14 protein-coding genes and 1 other annotated feature are annotated in these 20,297 nt (G+C 51.8%); of the genes, 13 read left to right on the forward strand and 1 reads right to left on the reverse strand.

The window, feature by feature from the left end:
- Positions 1 to 28: 28 nt before the first annotated feature.
- The 6 genes from rplK to rpoC all read left to right on the forward strand — a co-directional run bounded on the left by rplK (position 29) and on the right by rpoC (position 10,451).
- Positions 29 to 454, forward strand: a complete 426-nt coding sequence (gene rplK / locus H8S44_RS12755) for a 50S ribosomal protein L11 (protein WP_186873802.1) — start codon at positions 29 to 31, stop codon at positions 452 to 454.
- Between the two features lie 78 nt (positions 455 to 532).
- On the forward strand, positions 533 to 1,225 hold the full coding sequence (gene rplA, locus H8S44_RS12760; protein WP_178039323.1) for a 50S ribosomal protein L1: 693 nt from the start codon (positions 533 to 535) through the stop codon (positions 1,223 to 1,225).
- 44 nt (positions 1,226 to 1,269) lie between these two features.
- Positions 1,270 to 1,411, forward strand: a sequence feature (ribosomal protein L10 leader region).
- Positions 1,412 to 1,573: 162 nt separating this feature from the next.
- On the forward strand, positions 1,574 to 2,065 hold the full coding sequence (rplJ, locus tag H8S44_RS12765; protein WP_186873803.1) for a 50S ribosomal protein L10: 492 nt from the start codon (positions 1,574 to 1,576) through the stop codon (positions 2,063 to 2,065).
- Positions 2,066 to 2,151: 86 nt separating this feature from the next.
- Positions 2,152 to 2,526 (forward strand): 50S ribosomal protein L7/L12, encoded by a 375-nt coding sequence (gene rplL / locus H8S44_RS12770; RefSeq protein WP_186873804.1) that lies wholly within the window; start codon positions 2,152 to 2,154, stop codon positions 2,524 to 2,526.
- Positions 2,527 to 2,817: 291 nt separating this feature from the next.
- Complete coding sequence (rpoB, locus tag H8S44_RS12775) at positions 2,818 to 6,741, forward strand: DNA-directed RNA polymerase subunit beta (RefSeq protein WP_186873805.1); 3,924 nt, start codon at positions 2,818 to 2,820, stop codon at positions 6,739 to 6,741.
- Positions 6,742 to 6,758: 17 nt separating this feature from the next.
- Complete coding sequence (gene rpoC, locus H8S44_RS12780) at positions 6,759 to 10,451, forward strand: DNA-directed RNA polymerase subunit beta' (protein ID WP_186873806.1); 3,693 nt, start codon at positions 6,759 to 6,761, stop codon at positions 10,449 to 10,451.
- Positions 10,452 to 10,682: 231 nt separating this feature from the next.
- Here the strand turns inward: rpoC and H8S44_RS12785 are convergent, their stop codons facing one another.
- Entirely contained in the window at positions 10,683 to 11,711 is a 1,029-nt protein-coding gene (locus H8S44_RS12785; RefSeq protein ID WP_186873807.1) for an aldo/keto reductase, read from the reverse strand.
- A 196-nt stretch (positions 11,712 to 11,907) separates the two neighbouring features.
- Between H8S44_RS12785 and H8S44_RS12790 the strand changes: the two genes are divergently transcribed.
- The 7 genes from H8S44_RS12790 to fusA all read left to right on the forward strand — a co-directional run bounded on the left by H8S44_RS12790 (position 11,908) and on the right by fusA (position 20,150).
- Positions 11,908 to 12,855, forward strand: a complete 948-nt coding sequence (locus H8S44_RS12790; protein ID WP_186873808.1) for a GTP-binding protein — start codon at positions 11,908 to 11,910, stop codon at positions 12,853 to 12,855.
- Positions 12,856 to 12,873: 18 nt separating this feature from the next.
- The gene (gene glpK / locus H8S44_RS12795) at positions 12,874 to 14,370 is read left to right on the forward strand and encodes a glycerol kinase GlpK (protein WP_186873809.1); all 1,497 of its coding nucleotides are present in this window, start codon (positions 12,874 to 12,876) and stop codon (positions 14,368 to 14,370) included.
- A 141-nt stretch (positions 14,371 to 14,511) separates the two neighbouring features.
- The gene (lpdA, locus tag H8S44_RS12800) at positions 14,512 to 15,879 is read left to right on the forward strand and encodes a dihydrolipoyl dehydrogenase (protein WP_186873810.1); all 1,368 of its coding nucleotides are present in this window, start codon (positions 14,512 to 14,514) and stop codon (positions 15,877 to 15,879) included.
- Between the two features lie 16 nt (positions 15,880 to 15,895).
- On the forward strand, positions 15,896 to 16,675 hold the full coding sequence (locus H8S44_RS12805; protein ID WP_186873811.1) for an MBL fold metallo-hydrolase: 780 nt from the start codon (positions 15,896 to 15,898) through the stop codon (positions 16,673 to 16,675).
- A 201-nt stretch (positions 16,676 to 16,876) separates the two neighbouring features.
- Positions 16,877 to 17,299: a 30S ribosomal protein S12 gene (gene rpsL, locus H8S44_RS12810; protein ID WP_186873812.1), complete on the forward strand. Its 423-nt coding sequence runs from the start codon at positions 16,877 to 16,879 to the stop codon at positions 17,297 to 17,299.
- A gap of 238 nt (positions 17,300 to 17,537) precedes the next feature.
- Positions 17,538 to 18,008, forward strand: a complete 471-nt coding sequence (gene rpsG, locus H8S44_RS12815; RefSeq protein WP_178038305.1) for a 30S ribosomal protein S7 — start codon at positions 17,538 to 17,540, stop codon at positions 18,006 to 18,008.
- Between the two features lie 21 nt (positions 18,009 to 18,029).
- Positions 18,030 to 20,150 carry an elongation factor G gene (gene fusA, locus H8S44_RS12820; RefSeq protein WP_186873813.1) on the forward strand — a complete coding sequence of 707 codons (2,121 nt, stop codon included), beginning with the start codon at positions 18,030 to 18,032 and terminating at the stop codon, positions 20,148 to 20,150.
- The last annotated feature ends 147 nt before the right edge of the window (positions 20,151 to 20,297 follow it).

Below are 20,297 nucleotides of genomic sequence, written 5' to 3' on the forward strand. Positions count from 1 at the left end.
CCGCAATTACCACAAGGAGGTGCCTAAAATGGCAAAGAAAGTAACAGGTTATATTAAATTGCAGATTCCTGCTGGAAAGGCAACACCGGCTCCGCCCGTTGGTCCGGCTCTTGGACAGCACGGTGTGAACATCGTAGAGTTCACCAAGCAGTTCAATGCAAGAACCGCAGATCAGGACGGAATGATTATTCCGGTTGTTATTACAGTTTACGCAGACAGATCTTTCAGCTTCATCACAAAGACTCCGCCTGCAGCAGTACTGCTGAAGAAGGCTTGCAAGATTCAGTCCGGTTCCGGAGTTCCGAACAAGACTAAGGTTGCTACCATCAGCAAGGCTGAGCTTCAGAAGATCGCAGAGCTCAAGATGCCGGACCTGAATGCAGCGAACATTGATTCCGCGATGAGCATGATCGCCGGAACTGCTCGCAGCATGGGTATCGTTGTTGAGGACTAATCGAAACTGTTATAACAAAAGTCAGACGTGGGAGGGAAAACCCTGAATCCCGCAATTACCACCAGGAGGTTATTTAATATGAAACATGGAAAGAAGTATGTTGAGGCTTCTAAGCTCTACGACAAACAGACTCAGTATGATAGAGATGAGGCAGTAGCTATCGTAAAGAAGCTTGCTACCGCAAAATTTGATGAGACCATCGAGGCTCACATCCGTACAGGTTGTGACGGACGTCATGCAGATCAGCAGATCCGTGGCGCTGTTGTACTTCCGCACGGAACCGGTAAGACTGCACGTGTGCTGGTATTCGCTAAGAACGCAAAGGCTGACGAGGCACAGGCAGCAGGCGCAGATTTCGTTGGAGCAGAGGAACTGATTCCGAAGATCCAGAACGAAGGATGGCTTGATTTCGACGTAGTAGTAGCTACCCCGGACATGATGGGCGTTGTAGGACGTCTGGGACGTGTACTTGGACCCAAGGGTCTGATGCCGAACCCGAAGGCCGGAACTGTAACTATGGACGTTACCAAGGCTATCCAGGAGATCAAAGCTGGTAAGATTGAGTATCGACTGGACAAGACTAACATTATCCACGTGCCGATTGGAAAGGCTTCCTTCACAGAGGAGCAGTTAGCGGACAACTTCCAGACGCTGATCGATGCAATCAATAAGGTTAAGCCGGCAGCTGTAAAGGGCCAGTACCTGAAGAGCGTAACCATCGCTCCGACCATGGGACCGGGCGTAAGACTGAACACAGCAAAGCTTGGTTAATCAAAAATATTGGTTGACATTCATAAAAAGATGTGCTATGCTTTCATAGCATGTAACACGACCCGAAGACAGCAGGTGCCGCAAGGCATAAGTTGAATACGCCTGCCGAGGACGATATGCATTCACTTTGAATGATTTTTCGAAACCTCTCTGTCTTCATGGACAGAGAGGTTTTTATGTAACAGGGAATTCCGGCGGAATCCCCTGCCACATAAAAATTCGATCGCACTGCGGCGGAGCGGAATGATGTCGCTTAGGTGACCCGCCGCAGGCGGAGAATTCTGCAAGCAGGATTCTTTCGTATATCGGGTTGGTGAACACATAGACTAATAAGGAGGTACACCACTCATGGCAAAAATCGAGCTGAAGAAACCGGTTGTAGAAGAGATTTCCGCAAATATCGAAGGTGCTCAGTCCGTTGTTCTTGTTCAGTACTGCGGTCTGACCGTAGAGCAGGACACAAGACTTCGTAAAGAGCTCAGAGATAACGGAATCGTCTACAAGGTTTACAAGAATACGATGATGAACTTCGCATTCAAGGGAACAGATTGTGAGAGCCTGGCTCCGCAGCTGGAGGGCCCGAACGCAATTGCTATCTCCAAGACAGATGCAACTGCTCCGGCACGTATCCTTGCAAAGTTCGGCAAAGAGGCACCGGCTCTTGAGATCAAGGGCGGTATCGTAGAGGGAACTTACTACGACGCAACTGGCATGGCTGAGATCGCAAAGGTTCCGTCCAGAGAAGAGCTTCTTGGCAAGCTGCTTGGCAGCATCCAGTCCCCGATTACAAACATGGCACGCGTTCTCAATCAGATCGCAGAGGCCAAGGCAGAGGCATAAGGTTCGCCTTACGGGACAAACATTGCGCATAAGCGCATAATATCAAAAAAACGAATTTTAAAATCAAAAATCAGGAGGAAAATAAAATGGCAAAGTTAACTACCGCTGAGTTTATCGACGCTATCAAAGAGTTATCCGTATTAGAGCTGAACGAGCTGGTAAAGGCTTGTGAGGAAGAGTTTGGTGTATCTGCAGCAGCAGGTGTTGTTGTAGCAGCAGCAGGTGCTGGCGAGGCAGCAGCTGAGGAGAAGGATTCCTTCGACGTAGAGCTGACAAGCGCTGGAGATTCCAAGGTTAAGGTTATCAAGGTTGTTCGTGAGGTAACTGGTCTGGGTCTGAAGGAAGCTAAGGACCTGGTAGACGGCGCACCGAAGGTACTGAAAGAGGGCGTTTCCAAGGCAGAGGCTGACGAGCTGAAGGCTAAGCTTGAGGAGCAGGGAGCTACTGTAACCCTGAAATAAGTTTAAATGAACTTATGGAGCCGGGCAGATTGATTCTGCCCGGCTTCTTTTAAAAAATCATTTGTAAATAAAAAATCATTTGAAAACCACAATTCAGCAATTTCCTGAAATTTCATTTTTAATTTCCCAGAATTTAAAAAAATCGAAAAAAGAATACTTGACTTTTAAAGGCTCTTATGATATCATGTAGGATGCACTATTGTGGTGAGCTAGGCTCTGAATTCATTTTGCATTTTGTGCAAAATCACGAAATAGTAGCTAACTTCCATATTAAATAAGGGGTGAACGTCAATGGAAAAGAACAGAATACGTCCGGTCTCAACCGGTAAGAACTTCAGAATGAGCTATTCCAGACAGAAAGAAGTCCTGGAAATGCCGAACCTCATTGAGGTCCAGAAGGATTCCTATGATTGGTTCCTTCGGGAAGGTCTTCGAGAAGTGTTCGATGACATCTCTCCCATCGCCGATTACAGCGGACATCTGAGTCTGGATTTTGTAGACTTCACGCTCTGCACCGGTGAGGATGATCTCAAATACACCATCGAAGAATGCAAGGAAAGAGATGCGACCTACGCAGCTCCCCTGAAGGTAAAAGTACGTCTTTATAATAAAGAGACAGATGAAATTAATGAACACGAGATTTTCATGGGTGACCTGCCGCTGATGACGGAGACAGGTACATTCGTGATCAACGGCGCAGAACGTGTTATCGTCAGCCAGCTCGTACGTTCCCCTGGAATTTACTATGCGATTGATCATGATAAATTAGGAAAAGGCCTTTACTCCTGTACAGTTATCCCGAACCGTGGCGCATGGCTGGAGTATGAGACAGATTCCAACGATGTATTTTATGTACGTGTAGACCGTACCAGAAAGGTGCCCGTTACCGTTCTGATTCGTGCCCTGGGTTACGGAACGAACCCGGAGATTATCGATCTGTTCGGCGAGGAGCCGAAGATCCTGGCGACCTTGGCAAAGGATACCGCGGAGAGCTATCAGGAAGGCCTTCTGGAGCTGTATAAGAAGATCCGTCCGGGCGAGCCGCTGGCAGTGGAGAGCGCTGAGAGCCTGATCATGAGCATGTTCTTCGATCCCAGAAGATATGATCTGGCAAAGGTAGGCCGTTATAAGTTCAATAAGAAGCTGATGCTCCGTAACCGTATCACCGGCCATGTGCTGGCTGAGGATGTGGTAGATACCCAGACCGGCGAGATCATTGCAGAGGCAGGCACCGAGGTAACCCGCGAGCTGGCTGATGAGATCCAGAATGCGGCAGTTCCCTTCGTAATGATCCGGACTGAGGAGCGCGATGTTCGTGTAATCTCCAGTATGATGGTAGATCTGCGTCACTACGTGGATGTGGATCCGGAGGAGCTTGGTGTTACAGAATTAGTATATTATCCGGCTCTGGAAAAGATACTGGAAGAAAATGAAAGCATCGAAGATATCAAAGAGGCTGTGAAGCGTGATATCCACGAGCTGATTCCGAAGCATATTACCAAGGAAGACATCATTGCTTCCATTAACTATAACCTGCACCTGGAGTACGGTATCGGTAATGAGGACGATATCGACCATCTGGGCAACCGTCGTATCCGTGCGGTAGGCGAGCTGCTTCAGAACCAGTACCGTATCGGTCTTTCAAGAATGGAGCGTACCGTTCGGGAGCGTATGACTACCCAGGATCAGGATAACATTACACCGCAGTCCCTGATTAATATCAAGCCGGTAACTGCAGCCGTGAAGGAGTTCTTCGGATCTTCCCAGCTGTCTCAGTTCATGGATCAGAACAACCCGCTGGGCGAGCTGACGCACAAGCGTCGTCTGTCCGCACTGGGACCGGGCGGTCTGTCCAGAGATCGTGCGGGATTCGAGGTACGAGACGTACATTACTCCCATTACGGAAGAATGTGCCCCATTGAGACCCCTGAGGGACCGAACATCGGTCTGATTAACTCTCTGGCATCCTATGCGAGAATTAACGAGTATGGTTTCATCGAGACACCGTACCGGAAGATTGATAAAGAGGATCCGAAGAATCCGCGTGTCACAGACGAAGTAGTCTACATGACCGCTGATGAAGAGGATAACTACCATGTAGCACAGGCAAATGAGCCTCTGGATGAAGAAGGACACTTCGTTCATAAGAATGTATCCGGTCGTTACCGTGAGGAGACCCAGGAGTACGAGCGTTCCATGTTCGATTACATGGACGTGTCTCCGCGAATGGTATTCTCCGTGGCTACCGCGCTGATTCCGTTCCTGCAGAACGACGACGCGAACCGTGCGCTGATGGGATCCAACATGCAGCGTCAGGCCGTACCGCTTCTGACCACAGAGGCACCGGTAGTCGGAACGGGAATCGAAGTAAAGACCGCAGTGGACTCCGGTGTGTGCGTAGTCGCAAAACATGCCGGCGTGGTAGAGCGTTCCGTATCCAATGAGATCGTAATCAAGTGTGAGGACGGCACCAGAGATACTTATCGCCTGACCAAGTTCTCACGAAGCAACCAGAGCAACTGCTACAACCAGAGACCCATCGTATTCAAAGGCGACAAGGTAGAAAAAGGAACTGTCATCGCAGACGGACCTTCCACATCCGGCGGAGAGCTGGCGCTGGGTAAGAACCCGCTGATCGGCTTCATGACCTGGGAAGGCTATAACTACGAGGACGCTGTTCTTCTTAGCGAGCGTTTGGTTGAGGATGATGTATATACCTCCATTCATATCGAGGAGTATGAGGCAGAGGCCCGTGATACCAAACTGGGACCGGAAGAGATCACAAGAGACGTTCCGGGTGTGGGCGACGACGCTCTGAAAGATCTGGACGAGCGGGGAATTATCCGTATCGGAGCAGAGGTTCGTGCCGGTGATATCCTGGTAGGTAAGGTAACTCCCAAGGGAGAGACTGAGCTGACCGCAGAGGAGAGACTGCTGAGAGCCATCTTCGGTGAGAAGGCCCGCGAGGTCCGTGACACTTCTCTGAAGGTGCCCCACGGCGAGTATGGTATTGTGGTAGACGCCAAGGTATTTACCAGAGAGAACGGCGATGAGCTGTCTCCGGGAGTAAATCAGGCGGTTCGTATTTATATTGCTCAGAAGCGTAAGATTTCCGTAGGTGACAAGATGGCAGGCCGTCACGGAAATAAGGGTGTCGTTTCCCGTGTACTTCCGGTAGAGGATATGCCCTTCCTGCCCAACGGCCGTCCCCTGGATATCGTTCTGAACCCCCTGGGCGTACCTTCCCGTATGAATATCGGACAGGTGCTGGAGATTCATCTGAGTCTGGCAGCGAAAGCTCTGGGATTCAATGTATCCACTCCGGTATTCTCCGGCGCGAACGAGAGCGATATCATGGATACCCTGGATCTGGCAAATGATTATGTGAACCTGCCTTTCGACGACGCAGAGGCTGCGGAGTGGAAGGAAAAGGGCGAGGAAACTACCGCGGACGGAAAGCCCTGGAACGGCGAGACCTTCACCGGTATCCACGGCGAGGAGCTGCTTCCCGAGGTTCTTCAGTATCTGGACGAGAACCGTGAGCATAGAAAGCTCTGGAAGGGTGTTCCCATTTCCAGAGACGGTAAGGTGCGGCTGCGTGACGGACGTACAGGCGAGTATTTTGACGGCGCCGTAACCATCGGTCACATGCACTACCTGAAGCTGCATCACCTGGTAGATGATAAGATTCATGCCCGTTCTACCGGACCGTACTCCCTGGTTACCCAGCAGCCGTTGGGTGGTAAGGCACAGTTCGGTGGACAGCGTTTCGGAGAGATGGAGGTGTGGGCTCTGGAGGCCTACGGCGCATCTTACACCCTGCAGGAGATCCTGACCATGAAGTCCGACGACGTTATCGGTCGTGTAAAGACTTACGAGGCTATTATCAAGGGTGATAATATCCCGAAACCGGGTATTCCCGAGTCATTCAAGGTACTTTTAAAAGAGCTTCAGTCCCTGGGTCTGGACGTGAGGGTACTGCGCGATGACAATACAGAAGTAGAGATTATGGAAACCAGCGACTACAACGGAGACGTGGATCTGCGTTCCATCATTGAGGGCGACCGCCGGTTCAAGGATGACGAGGATTCCTATGGCGACTACGGCTTCAGCAAGCAGGAGTTCGACGGTGAGGAACTGGTAGATGTACAGGAAGATCCGGATGATTCCGACGAGAGCTTTTCGGACTTCGATGGAGATTTTGAAGAAGAATAAGGAAGGGAGTGCCATTCATGCCAGAAACAACGAATCAGGCTGTATATCAGCCGATGACTTTCGACGCGATTCGTATCGGACTTGCGTCCCCGGAGAAGATCCGGGAGTGGTCAAGAGGCGAGGTGAAGAAGCCTGAAACCATCAATTACAGAACCCTGAAACCGGAAAAAGACGGCTTATTCTGTGAAAGAATCTTCGGACCCAGCAAGGACTGGGAGTGCCACTGCGGAAAGTACAAAAAGATTCGCTATAAAGGTGTAGTCTGCGACCGTTGTGGAGTAGAGGTTACAAAGTCAAATGTCCGCCGTGAGCGTATGGGCCACATCGAGTTGGCCGCTCCGGTGTCTCATATCTGGTACTTTAAGGGCATCCCCAGCCGGATGGGACTGATCCTGGATTTGTCTCCCCGTACACTGGAGAAGGTTCTGTACTTCGCATCCTACATTGTGCTGGACGCAGGCGATACCGAGCTTCAGTATAAGCAGGTACTGTCTGAAAAAGAGTATCAGGATATGCGTGAGAAGTATGGCAATCGTTTCCGGGTAGGCATGGGAGCAGAGTCCATCAAAGAGCTGCTGCAGGCCATCGATCTGGAGAAGGAGTCCGTAGAACTGAAAGCAGGCCTGAAGGATGCCAGCGGCCAGAAGCGTGCCCGTATCATCAAGCGTTTGGAGGTCGTAGAGGCCTTCCGTGAGTCCGGAAACAAACCGGAATGGATGATTCTGGATGCGGTTCCGGTTATTCCGCCCGATCTGCGTCCCATGGTACAGCTGGATGGAGGACGTTTCGCTACCTCCGACCTGAACGATCTGTATCGTAGAATTATCAACAGAAATAACCGACTGACCCGTCTTCTTGAGCTGGGTGCGCCGGATATCATCGTCCGCAACGAGAAGCGTATGCTGCAGGAGGCTGTAGACGCGCTGATCGATAACGGACGCCGTGGCCGTCCCGTAACCGGTCCGGGTAACAGAGCCCTGAAGTCTCTGTCTGACATGCTGAAAGGTAAGTCCGGACGTTTCCGTCAGAACCTGCTGGGTAAGCGTGTTGACTATTCCGGACGTTCCGTTATCGTCGTAGGTCCGGAGCTGAAGATTTACCAGTGCGGTCTTCCGAAGGAGATGGCTATCGAGCTGTTCAAGCCCTTCGTTATGAAGGAGCTGGTACAGAACGGTACCGCACATAATATTAAGAGCGCGAAGAAAATGGTAGAGCGCCAGGTACAGCCTGAAGTATGGGATGTACTGGAAGACGTGATCAAAGAGCATCCGGTTATGCTGAACCGTGCTCCTACACTGCATCGTCTTGGTATTCAGGCCTTCGAGCCGATTCTGGTAGAAGGTAAGGCTATCAAGCTGCATCCGCTGGTTTGTACCGCATTCAACGCAGACTTCGACGGAGACCAGATGGCAGTACATCTTCCCCTGTCCGTAGAGGCGCAGGCGGAGTGCCGTTTCCTGCTGCTCTCCCCGAACAACCTGCTGAAGCCGTCTGATGGCGGCCCCGTAGCCGTACCGTCTCAGGATATGGTTCTGGGTATCTACTACCTGACACAGGAGCGTCCGGGTATCGAAGGCGAAGGCAAGTTCTTTAAGAACCTGAACGAAGCCATCCTGGCTTATGAGAATAAAGTGATCCGTCTGCAGTCCAGAATTAAGGTTCGTGTAACCCGAAACCTGGCTGACGGAACCGAGATGACAGGTATCGTAGAGTCTACCCTGGGACGTTTCCTCTTCAATGAGATTCTGCCGCAGGATCTGGGCTTCGTAGACCGTACCATCCCGGGTAATGAGTTGGTACTGGAAGTAGACTTCCACGTAGGTAAGAAGGGCCTGAAGCAGATTCTGGAGAAGGTCATCAATACCCACGGAGCCACCAGAACCGCAGAGGTGCTGGATGACATCAAGGCCATGGGATACAAGTATTCCACCCGTGCGGCCATGACCGTATCCATTTCCGACATGACCGTGCCGCCTGAGAAGCCGGAGCTGATTCAGAAGGCACAGGATACCGTAGATAAGATTACACGGAACTATAAGCGTGGTCTGATTACGGAAGAAGAGCGTTATAAAGAGGTTGTTGAGACCTGGAAGGATACGGACGCGATCCTGACTAAGGCATTGCTGGACGGCCTGGATCGTTACAACAACATCTACATGATGGCCGATTCCGGAGCCCGTGGTTCCGATAAGCAGATCAAGCAGCTTGCAGGTATGCGAGGACTGATGGCCGATACCACCGGTCACACCATCGAGCTTCCTATCAAGTCTAACTTCCGTGAGGGTCTGGACGTTCTGGAGTACTTCATGTCAGCCCATGGAGCACGAAAGGGTATGTCCGATACCGCTCTGCGTACCGCAGACTCCGGTTATCTGACCCGTCGAATGGTAGACGTATCTCAGGATCTGATTGTCCGTGAGGTTGACTGCTGCGAAGGCAAGGGTGAGATCCCGGGCATGGTAGTAAAGGCCTTCATGGATGGCAAGGAAGAGATCGAGAGCCTGCAGGATCGTATCACCGGACGTTTCGCGTGCGAGACTGTATACGATAAGGACGGCAACGTACTGGTTAAGGCAAATCATATGATTACCCCGAGACGTGCAGCCGCTATTATAAAAAAAGGCGTAGATAAGGACGGCAATCCCATTGACAGCCTGAAGATCCGTACGATTCTGACCTGTAAATCCCACATCGGTGTATGTGCGAAGTGCTACGGCGCGAACATGGCAACCGGTGAGGCTGTACAGGTGGGTGAGGCAGTCGGTATCATTGCAGCGCAGTCTATCGGTGAGCCGGGTACACAGCTGACCATGAGAACCTTCCACAGCGGCGGTGTCGCAGGTGGAGATATCACACAGGGTCTTCCCCGTGTCGAGGAGCTTTTCGAGGCCAGAAAGCCGAAGGGACTTGCGATTATTACAGAGATTGCCGGAACCGTTACCATTCTGGATACCAAGAAGAAGCGCGAGATTCAGGTGACAGGCGAGGATGGAGAGTCCAAGATATACCTGATTCCTTACGGTTCCCGTATCAAGGTTCAGGACGGCCAGGTACTGGAGGCCGGCGATGAGCTGACAGAAGGTAGTGTAAACCCCCATGACATTCTGAAGATCAAGGGTGTACGTGCCGTACAGGATTACATGATCCGTGAAGTTCAGCGTGTATATCGTCTGCAGGGTGTAGAAATCGCCGATAAGCATATCGAGATGCTGGTACACCAGATGCTGAAGAAGATTCGCATCGAGGACAACGGAGATTCTGATTTCCTGCCGGGTACCTTAGTAGATATTCTGGAGTACGAGGATGCCAATGAGCGTCTGCTCGCAGAGGGCAAGCAGCCCGCAGAAGGCAAGCAGATTATGCTTGGTATCACCAAAGCATCTCTGGCTACAAATTCCTTCCTGTCCGCAGCATCCTTCCAGGAGACCACCAAGGTTCTGACCGAAGCTGCTATCAAGGGTAAAGTTGACCCGCTGATCGGTCTGAAGGAGAACGTACTGATCGGTAAGCTGATTCCTGCCGGAACCGGTATGAAGCGTTATCAGAACGTAAGACTGGATACCGATATGGAAGAGGAGAACGAACTGGACTTCGATGAGGAGCTGGATCTGGATGAAGAACTGGATGTGAACGAGGAGACCGATGAGAGTGCTGAGGAGACAGCCCTGGAGACAGAGGATGCCGAGGCAGAGGAGCCGGTTGAGGAGTAATCCGTAACAGAATCCGCATAGCATTTATAAAATAGAACTGCCGTTTCACAGAGATGTGGAACGGCAGTTTTTTATGGAATAGGAAATTCCGATAGAATTCCCTATTCCATAAAAGCAAGCAGAGCTTGCAAAGATGCGCACTCGGCGCAGTGGTAGATGGTTGCTGAAGCAACCGCGCCTCGGCGCGAGAATGTGCCAATGGCACATTCTTTCTTGTGGAATAGGAGAAATTTAGTTGACACTTACTTCTCCGGCCAGAATCTTCTGATAATCCTCGTAATTCTTCTGAAGGAGTTCCGGCGTGTTCAGCTCGTAGGGACATTTCTCCATACACTGTCCGCAGTGGAGACAGTCTTCGATTTTTTTCATATTCGCCTGCCAGGTTTCATTGAGCCAGGAGGCGGAAGGCGCCCGGCGCACCATCAGGGACATGCGGGCGCAGTTGTTGATGAGGATGCCGGCAGGACAGGGCATGCAGTAACCGCATCCCCGGCAGAATTCCCCGTTCAGTTCCTGCTTCTCTTTTTCGATAAAGGCGGAAATCTCCGCGTCCAGAGCGGGCGGTTCATCCATGTAGGAGAGCCATTCCTCCAGCTCTGTCATCTTCTGAATTCCCCAGATGGGAAGCACATTGTCAAACTGGGACATAAAGGCAAATGCGGCCCGGGAGTTATTGATGAGGCCTCCGGCCAGGCCTTTCATGGCGATAAAGCCCATGTGATGCTCCTCACAGAGCTTCACCAGCTCCAGCTCTTTTTCGGAAGAAAGGTAGCTTAAGGGATACTGGAGCGTCTCGTACAGGCCGGACTCGATACATTCTCTGGCCACGCCCAGCTTGTGGGCGGTGACGCCGATGTGGCGGATCTTTCCGGCAGCTTTGGCCTCCAGCATACACTCATACATGCCGGTGCCGTCGCCGGGGCGGTAGCACTGATCCACACAATGGAACTGGTAGATATCCAGATGATCGGTTTTCAGAAGCGTTAAAGAGGTCTCCAGCTGTTCCCGGAAGACCTCCGGGGTGCGTCCCATGGTCTTGCTGGCCAGATAGATCTGATCCCGCATTCCCTCAAAGGCATGGCCAAGCTTTTCCTCGCTGTCGCTGTAGGCCCGGGCCGTGTCGAAGAAGCGCATGCCTCCCTCATAGGCCCTGCGGAGAATGGAGGTGGCAGTCTCCAGATCCACGCGCTGGATGGGAAGGGCGCCAAAGGCATTCTGGGGAACCGTGATGCCGGTAGTTCCTAAAGTAATGGTTTTCATAGACAGTCTCCTTATCTTGTAATACCTGTTAAGTAATTGAGAAATCTTCTCAGATTCTGTTTGGATAGTTCTATTCTAGTACGGGGGAGAAAAATCTTCAAGAAAAACCTGATTTCAGAAAAAGCTGTACCTTCCGGCCGGAATCTGTGTATAATAAAAGACAGAAATAAGAGGAAAGAAGAAGGGAGCCGGCAATATGGTGAAGGTGGATCTGATCACCGGATTTCTGGGTTCGGGCAAAACCACATTTATCCGAACCTACGCTTCGTGGCTGATCAAGCAGGGATATCATATCGGAATTCTGGAAAATGATTTTGGGGCGGTGAATGTGGACATGATGCTGCTTCAGGATCTGGAGGGAGACCGGTGCGAACTGGAGATGGTCTCCGGCGGCTGCGATAGGGACTGCCACAGACGGCGGTTCAAGACCAAGCTCATTGCCATGGGCATGAGCGGCTACGACCGGGTGCTGGTGGAGCCCTCGGGCATCTTTGACGTGGACGAGTTCTTTGACGTGCTCCATGAGGAGCCGCTGGATCGCTGGTATGAGATCGGCAATGTGCTGGCCGTCGTGGACGCAAAGCTGGAGCCGAAGCTCTCCGTGGAGGCGGACTATCTGTTGGCCACGGAGGTGGCGGACGCCGGAATAGTCCTTCTCAGCAGAACCCAGGAGTCTTCCCAAGAGCAGATCCGGGAGACCAAGGCCCATCTGAACCGGGCCCTGGAGCAGGTAGGCTGCAGCAGAAGGCTGAAGGATATGGAGATTCTGGAAAAGAACTGGGCAGAGCTGTCAGATGGGGATTTTCAGCAGCTCTTGTCCTGCGGTTATGTGCCCTCGGACTATGAAAAGGCGGATATGGAAGAGGATCAGATCTTCGATTCCCTGTTTTTCATGCACCTGTGTCTGCCTGTGGACGAGCTGAAGCGGAGAGTGGAGGCAGTATTTCGGGATCCGGCCTGCGGTTCCCCCTTTCGGATCAAGGGCTTTATGCAGGTGGATGGGGACGGCTGGATCGAACTGAACGCCACCCGGCATGAGACAGTGATCCGCCCCATTTCCCGGGGCCAGGAGATTCTGATTGTCATCGGAGAACGGCTCTGTAAAGGGGCTGTGAAAGCTTATTTCCCGGAAGCGGGAGTATAAAAGGAGAAGGAGAACACTATGGCTGACTATGTAATGGCATTGGATGCGGGAACCACAAGCAACCGCTGTATTCTGTTTAACAAAAAGGGAGAGATCTGTAGTCTGGCTCAGCGGGAATTTAAACAGTATTTTCCCAAACCGGGCTGGGTGGAGCACGACGCGGATGAGATATGGGCCAGCATGCTGGGAGTAGCTGTGGAGGCCATGAACCGGATCGGAGCTTCCGCGGAACAGATCGCCGGAATCGGCATCACGAACCAGAGAGAGACGGCTATCGTCTGGGACAGGACCACCGGAGACCCCATCTATCACGCCATTGTGTGGCAGTGCCGCCGTACTTCAGAGTACTGTGATTCCCTGAAGGAAAAAGGGCTGACAGAGAAGTTCCGGGAAAAGACGGGACTGGTTATCGACGCATATTTTTCCGGTACCAAAATCAAATGGATCCTGGATCACGTTCCGGGAGCCCGGGAAAAGGCGGAGCGGGGCGAGCTTCTCTTCGGAACCGTGGAGACCTGGCTTATCTGGAAGCTGACTAAGGGAGCGGTTCATGTGACGGACTACTCCAATGCCTCCCGGACCATGCTCTTTAACATCAACACCCTGGAATGGGATCCGGAGATTTTGGAGGAGCTTCAGATTCCGAGGGTTATGCTGCCGGAGGTAAAGCCCTCCAGCTGCATCTATGGCGAGACGGATCCTTCCTTTCTGGGCGGAGCGATTCCATTGGCGGGAGCCGCAGGCGATCAGCAGGCAGCGCTGTTCGGCCAGACCTGTTTCCGACCGGGGGAAGCCAAAAATACATACGGAACCGGCTGTTTCATGCTGATGAATACCGGCGAGAAGCCCGTATTTTCCAGGCATGGTCTGGTAACCACCATCGCCTGGGGACTGGATAGTAAGGTGACTTACGCCCTGGAGGGGTCGATTTTCGTGGCCGGAGCAGCGATCCAGTGGCTGCGGGACGAGATGCATCTAATCGAATCCTCGGAGGATTCCGAGTACATGGCCATGAAGGTAAAGGATACCAACGGCTGCTATGTGGTTCCGGCATTTACGGGATTGGGCGCGCCCTACTGGGACCAGTACGCCCGGGGCACCATCGTGGGCATCACCCGGGGAGTGAACAAGTACCATATTATCCGGGCCACCCTGGAATCCCTGGCTTATCAGGTCCATGACGTACTGGTGGCCATGGAGGCAGACTCCGGTATTCGGCTGGAGGCTCTGAAGGTGGACGGCGGCGCCAGCGCCAATAACTTCCTGATGCAGACCCAGGCTGACATCATTGACGCGCCGGTGAACCGCCCCTGCTGTGTGGAAACTACGGCCATGGGAGCCGCTTATCTGGCAGGCTTGGCCACAGGCTACTGGTCCGGCGTCGACGAGGTCCGGAAAAACTGGGCCAGCGACCGGATTTTTGAGCCGGCCATCGGCGAAAAGGCCCGTCAGGAGAAGCTAAAGGGCTGGAAGAAGGCAGTGAAGTATGCCTACGGATGGGCGAAGGAAGAATAAATGGAAAAATCAGACAATAAAAATGATAGAAAACATTTGATAAAAAATTGACAAAGTATTCGATAAACTATATAATTAAATCTACTGAGAGACAGGAGAATTCAAAAGCTTCCAAAAGCTTAAAAAGGAGGAAAAGAGGGAATGCAGGAATTTGATGTAATAGTAATTGGAGGCGGCCCGGCGGGCTATAACTGCGCGGAGTACGCGGCGCACCATGGAAAAAAGGTGCTGCTGGTGGAAAAGAAGAGCCTGGGGGGAACCTGCCTGAATGTGGGATGTATCCCGACAAAAACCTTTCTCTACGCGGGGAAAATGTACCATTACGCGTCGGGAGCCGGAGAAGCGTACGGCGTAACGGCGGAGGGCGCGGTTCATGTGGATCAGGCTGCAGTAGTGGCAAAAAAAGACGAGGTTGTGAAAATGCTGGTGCAGGGCGTAGGCAGTGCCCTTCGCCGTAAGAAGGTAAAGGTAGTAAACGGAACAGCAAAGCTTGGCAAAGTGGAAGAAAAACCGGCGGTATTTGTAGAAGACGAGACCTACACAGCGGAGGATTTGATTCTGGCCACGGGTTCCACTCCGTCAGTGCCGCCCATTGAAGGCGTAAAAGAAGGTATGGCGGACGGAACGGTCATGACCAGCGACGAGATCCTGGATATGAAGGAGATCCCGAAGAAGCTTCTGGTTGTGGGCGGTGGAGTCATCGGCTTTGAGATGGCGGCTTATTTTCAGGAGGTTGGAGCGAAGGTAACCGTGATCGAGATGCTGGATAAGGTCCTGGGCGGCAATGATCGGGAGGTCAGCGAACTGCTTCAGAAAGAGCTGGAGAAAAAGGGCGTGACCTTCCATCTGTCCTCCGGAGTGAAAAAGCTGGCGGGAGGAGTCGTGACTTATGAAAAGGACGGAAAGCTTCAGCTGGCAGCCTATGATAAGGCTCTGATGTGCGTGGGCCGTCGGGCCAACAGCCAGATCGAGGGCCTGGAGAAGCTGGGCGTACAGACCGAGCGGGGAGCCATCGTGACAGATGAGCACATGCAGACCAACGTGCCGCATGTCTATGCCATCGGCGATGTGAACGGCAAAGTCATGCTGGCCCATGTGGGCTACCGGGAAGGTGAAGTGGCCGTGAACCACATCCTGGGGGAGGACGACGCCATGAGCTATGATGCGATCAGCGGCGTGGTTTACACCAGTCCGGAGGCGGCCTTTGTAGGTTTGTCCGAGGAGCAGGCGAAGGCGTCAGGCCGGAACTATGAGGTGAAAAAGGTATCCATCAATTTCAGCGGACGCCATGTGGCGGAGAACGGCTTAAGCAATGGTATCTGCAAGCTGATTGTGGACAGGGACAAAAAAACGCTTATCGGGGCGGCGCTGATGTCATCTTACGCGTCAGAGTATATCTATGCGCTGGCGCTGATGATTGACCTGAAGCTTCCGCTGAGACAGATTCGACGGACAATTTTCCCGCATCCCACGGTATGCGAGATTATCAGGGAAGCACTTATGGATTAAAGATACGACGGAATGAATGATGGGAACGGAAATGACAGCCTGGCACACGGGCAATGCGGGAATCGTAATACAGGTTTATAATATAGAAGGAAAAAGCAGTGCAGCCATCGGCTTCGACGTGTTCGCGAAGCAGCCCGGCGGAATTTACCCTGACACGCCGGAGGCGATCCGGCAGGAACTTCTGCGGGATATCCGGGAAAAGAAGCTGGAAACGCTGGTATTTACCCATGAGCACGCAGATCATTTCTGCCCGGAGGACGTGGCGGAGGCCCTGAAAATGAATCCGGATCTCCGCATCATTTCCACGGAGGAGACCATTCGGCGGATCCGGGCGCTGGAGCCGGAGGCGGGACGCCTTACGGCTGTGGAGGCGTCTGAACAGAAATACCGGATCGTGACCCTGCCGGGTATGCGACTGACCCTGTTCAACAGTATCCACATGGGCGACCGGTTTGCGGATATCCAGAACCTGGTCTGCCTTCTGGAGGCAGGTGGAAAGCAGCTGATGCTGCCCGGCGACGCCAGACCCGCAAAGTTTTTATATGAAAGGGCGGCAGCCTGGTCGCAGAAGATGGACTGGCTGATTGGCCCATTTCCACTGATGGGTCTGCCCTCCTCCCGGAGGCTGATAGCCCGGTATCTGGAATTGGGCCAGGTGCTGGCGGTTCATCTGCCCCGTCCCGATAAGGACACGGAGGGCTGGCGGAAAAACGCGCAGCATATCTGCGAGACGGCGGGCGACGGCCTGCCGGTACCGGTGTTCGGTGACGAGCCCGGAAAGCGCTACGAACTCTGAAAAATACCCAAAAAAGTCCCGAAAATCCAACGGATTTTTACAGAAAACCCCCTTGACACAGGGGGCTTTTCTTATTATACTAATCTAGTGTGCGCGAAAAGCATATGGTATTTTTGCGCGCCTGAAACAGTCGAATTACCGACACAGCAGCCTGACAGGGCCGGCAACATTGCCTGCCACTCATCACAGGAGGTGAAAGGAATGCCAACATTCAACCAGTTAGTTAGAAAAGGACGTCAGACAACTGTAAAGAAGTCTACAGCGCCCGCCCTTCAGAAAGGATTTAACTCTCTGAAGAAGAAAGCAACTGATACAGCCGCACCGCAGAAGCGTGGCGTTTGTACCGCAGTAAAGACCGCTACCCCGAAGAAACCGAACTCTGCTCTTCGTAAGATCGCCAGAGTACGTCTTTCCAACGGTATCGAGGTAACAAGCTACATCCCCGGAGAAGGACATAACCTTCAGGAGCATAGCGTTGTTATGATCCGTGGCGGTAGAGTAAAGGACCTGCCCGGTACCAGATATCACATCATCCGTGGTACCCTGGATACAGCAGGAGTTGCAAAGAGAAGACAGGCACGTTCCAAGTACGGTGCCAAGAGACCGAAAGACGCAAAGAAATAATTAAACGTATTTCAGCCGTCATCTGGTTTTGTAACAACGGTGTATCACAAACAGAACTATTCGTTGGATAGACAATTGTCTATATTGCCGGAATGAAATATCGTCCCTTAGGCTGCGGGTCGTATATAGATTTGCCGTGCACGACACAAGTAGAAAGACACATGTGAGTACCTGAGAATTAAGAGTGAATCTTACTGAATCACGGATTCGGTAAGCATGTATTAAGGAGGGAAGTATTGTGGCACGTAAAGGACATACTCAGAAAAGAGATGTATTAGCGGATCCGCTGTACAACAACAAGGTAGTCACCAAGCTTATCAACAACATCATGCTGGATGGTAAGAAGGGCGTGGCTCAGAAAATTGTTTACGGAGCATTCGAGAGAGTAGAGGCTAAGACAGAAAAGCCGGCTCTGGAAGTATTCGAAGAGGCAATGAACAACATCATGCCGCTTCTCGAGGTAAAGGCAAGACGTGTCGGCGGAGCGACCTACCAGGTTCCCATCGAGGTTCGCGCTGATCGTCGTCAGGCTCTGGCTCTGCGCTGGATGACTATGTTCTCCCGTAAGCGCGGTGAGAAGACCATGGAAGAGCGTCTGGCAAATGAGATTATGGATGCAGCAAACAACACAGGCGCATCTGTAAAGAGAAAAGAGGACATGCACAAGATGGCAGAGGCAAACAAGGCGTTTGCTCACTATCGTTTCTAATTATTTGAGGAGGAAAATCCCGTGGCTGGAAGAGAATATCCATTGGAGAGAACCAGAAATATCGGAATCATGGCTCATATCGATGCTGGTAAGACCACACTGACTGAGCGTATTCTGTATTACACTGGTGTAAACTATAAGATCGGTGATACTCATGAAGGTACTGCTACCATGGACTGGATGGAGCAGGAGCAGGAGCGTGGTATCACCATCACTTCCGCTGCTACAACCTGTCACTGGACGCTGCAGGAGCACTGCAAGCCGAAGCCGGGCGCATTAGAGAACCGTATCAATATCATTGATACCCCGGGTCACGTAGACTTTACGGTTGAGGTAGAGCGTTCCCTTCGTGTACTGGACGGCGCTGTCGGCGTGTTCTGTGCGAAGGGTGGTGTAGAGCCGCAGTCTGAGAACGTATGGCGTCAGGCTGATACCTACAATGTTCCCCGTATGGCATTCATCAACAAGATGGATATCCTGGGAGCAGATTTCTACAATGCAGTAGATATGATTAAGACCAGACTTGGCAAGAATGCCATCTGTCTGCAGCTTCCGATTGGTAAGGAAGACGAGTTCAAGGGAATCATCGACCTGTTCGAGATGCAGGCCTACATCTACAACGATGAGAAGGGTGAGGACATCTCCATCACAGAGATTCCGGAGGACATGAAGGACGAAGCAGAGCTCTATCACCAGGAGCTGATCGAGAAGATCTGCGAGCTGGATGACGACCTGATGATGCAGTACCTTGAGGACGAGGGAGCATCTATCGCGGTTGAGGATCTGAAGAGAGTTCTTCGTAAAGCAACCTGTGAGTGTACAGCTGTTCCGGTTTGCTGCGGTACCGCATACAGAAATAAGGGAGTTCAGAAGCTTCTGGACGCTATTATCGAGTACATGCCGGCTCCGACAGACATCCCGTCTATCAAGGGAACTGATATGGATGGCAACGAAGTAGAGCGTCACTCCTCTGATGACGAGCCGTTCGCTGCGCTTGCATTCAAGATCATGGCTGACCCGTTCGTAGGAAAGCTTGCATTCTTCCGTGTATACTCAGGAACCATGAATTCTGGTTCTTATGTATATAACTCTACAAAGCAGAAGAAGGAGCGTGTAGGACGTATCCTTCAGATGCACGCAAACAAGAGAGCAGAGCTGGACAAGGTATATTCCGGTGACATCGCTGCAGCAGTTGGATTCAAGTTCACCACAACCGGTGATACCATCTGTGACGAGCAGCATCCGGTAATTCTGGAGTCCATGGAGTTCCCGGAGCCGGTTATCGAGCTGGCTATCGAGCCGAAGACCAAAGCAGGTCAGGGCAAGATGGGCGAGGCTCTTGCAAAGCTGGCAGAGGAGGACCCGACTTTCCGTGCGCATACCGATCAGGAGACCGGTCAGACTATCATCGCGGGAATGGGAGAGCTGCATCTGGAAATCATCGTAGACCGTCTGCTGCGTGAGTTCAAGGTAGAGGCTAACGTAGGCGCACCGCAGGTAGCTTACAAGGAGACCTTCACCAAGGCTGTTGATGTAGACAGCAAGTATGCTAAGCAGTCCGGTGGACGTGGACAGTACGGACACTGTAAAGTCCGCTTTGAGCCGATGGACGCCAACGGAGAAGAGCTGTTTAAGTTCGAGTCTCAGGTTGTCGGTGGTGCGATTCCGAAGGAGTATATCCCGGCAGTCGGCGAAGGTATCGAAGAGGCTGCACAGTCCGGTATTCTGGGAGGCTTCCCGGTACTGGGTGTTCATGCTACCGTATACGATGGATCTTACCATGAGGTCGACTCCAGTGAGATGGCATTCCATATCGCTGGTTCCATGGCTTTCAAGGAGGCTATGCAGAAGGGTAATCCGGTACTGCTTGAGCCGATTATGAAGGTTGAGGTTACTACTCCGGAGGAGTACATGGGCGATGTTATCGGTGATATTAACAGCCGTCGTGGACGTATCGAGGGTATGGATGATATCGGCGGCGGTAAGATGATCCGCGGATATGTACCGCTTGCAGAGATGTTCGGTTACTCCACAGACCTGCGTTCCAAGACTCAGGGTCGTGGTAACTACTCCATGTTCTTCGAGAAGTACGAGCAGGTACCGAAGAATATCCAGGAGAAAGTACTCGCTGCTAAGAAATAATTATAAAAATAACTGCAATCCGGTATTTTTAGCCGGATTGCGGTAAAGAAATAAGCAAAATTCCTAAATTTTGCTTGAAAAATAAGGCTCTATGAAATATAATCAGAAGTAGCCGAGTTTTAATATCGAAACAGCAAAAAATCAACT

Source organism: Anaerosacchariphilus hominis (assembly GCF_014290175.1).
Lineage (GTDB): Bacteria > Bacillota > Clostridia > Lachnospirales > Lachnospiraceae > Laedolimicola > Laedolimicola hominis.

Excerpts from the sequence above, each read along its gene's own strand:
- rplK (WP_186873802.1), top strand. The coding sequence starts at position 29 with ATGGCAAAGAAAGTAACAGGTTATATTAAATTGCAGATTCCTGCTGGA.
- rplA (WP_178039323.1), top strand. The coding sequence starts at position 533 with ATGAAACATGGAAAGAAGTATGTTGAGGCTTCTAAGCTCTACGACAAA.
- rplJ (WP_186873803.1), top strand. The coding sequence starts at position 1,574 with ATGGCAAAAATCGAGCTGAAGAAACCGGTTGTAGAAGAGATTTCCGCA.
- rplL (WP_186873804.1), top strand. The coding sequence starts at position 2,152 with ATGGCAAAGTTAACTACCGCTGAGTTTATCGACGCTATCAAAGAGTTA.
- rpoB (WP_186873805.1), top strand. The coding sequence starts at position 2,818 with ATGGAAAAGAACAGAATACGTCCGGTCTCAACCGGTAAGAACTTCAGA.
- rpoC (WP_186873806.1), top strand. The coding sequence starts at position 6,759 with ATGCCAGAAACAACGAATCAGGCTGTATATCAGCCGATGACTTTCGAC.
- H8S44_RS12785 (WP_186873807.1), bottom strand. The coding sequence starts at position 11,711 with ATGAAAACCATTACTTTAGGAACTACCGGCATCACGGTTCCCCAGAAT.
- H8S44_RS12790 (WP_186873808.1), top strand. The coding sequence starts at position 11,908 with ATGGTGAAGGTGGATCTGATCACCGGATTTCTGGGTTCGGGCAAAACC.
- glpK (WP_186873809.1), top strand. The coding sequence starts at position 12,874 with ATGGCTGACTATGTAATGGCATTGGATGCGGGAACCACAAGCAACCGC.
- lpdA (WP_186873810.1), top strand. The coding sequence starts at position 14,512 with ATGCAGGAATTTGATGTAATAGTAATTGGAGGCGGCCCGGCGGGCTAT.
- H8S44_RS12805 (WP_186873811.1), top strand. The coding sequence starts at position 15,896 with ATGATGGGAACGGAAATGACAGCCTGGCACACGGGCAATGCGGGAATC.
- rpsL (WP_186873812.1), top strand. The coding sequence starts at position 16,877 with ATGCCAACATTCAACCAGTTAGTTAGAAAAGGACGTCAGACAACTGTA.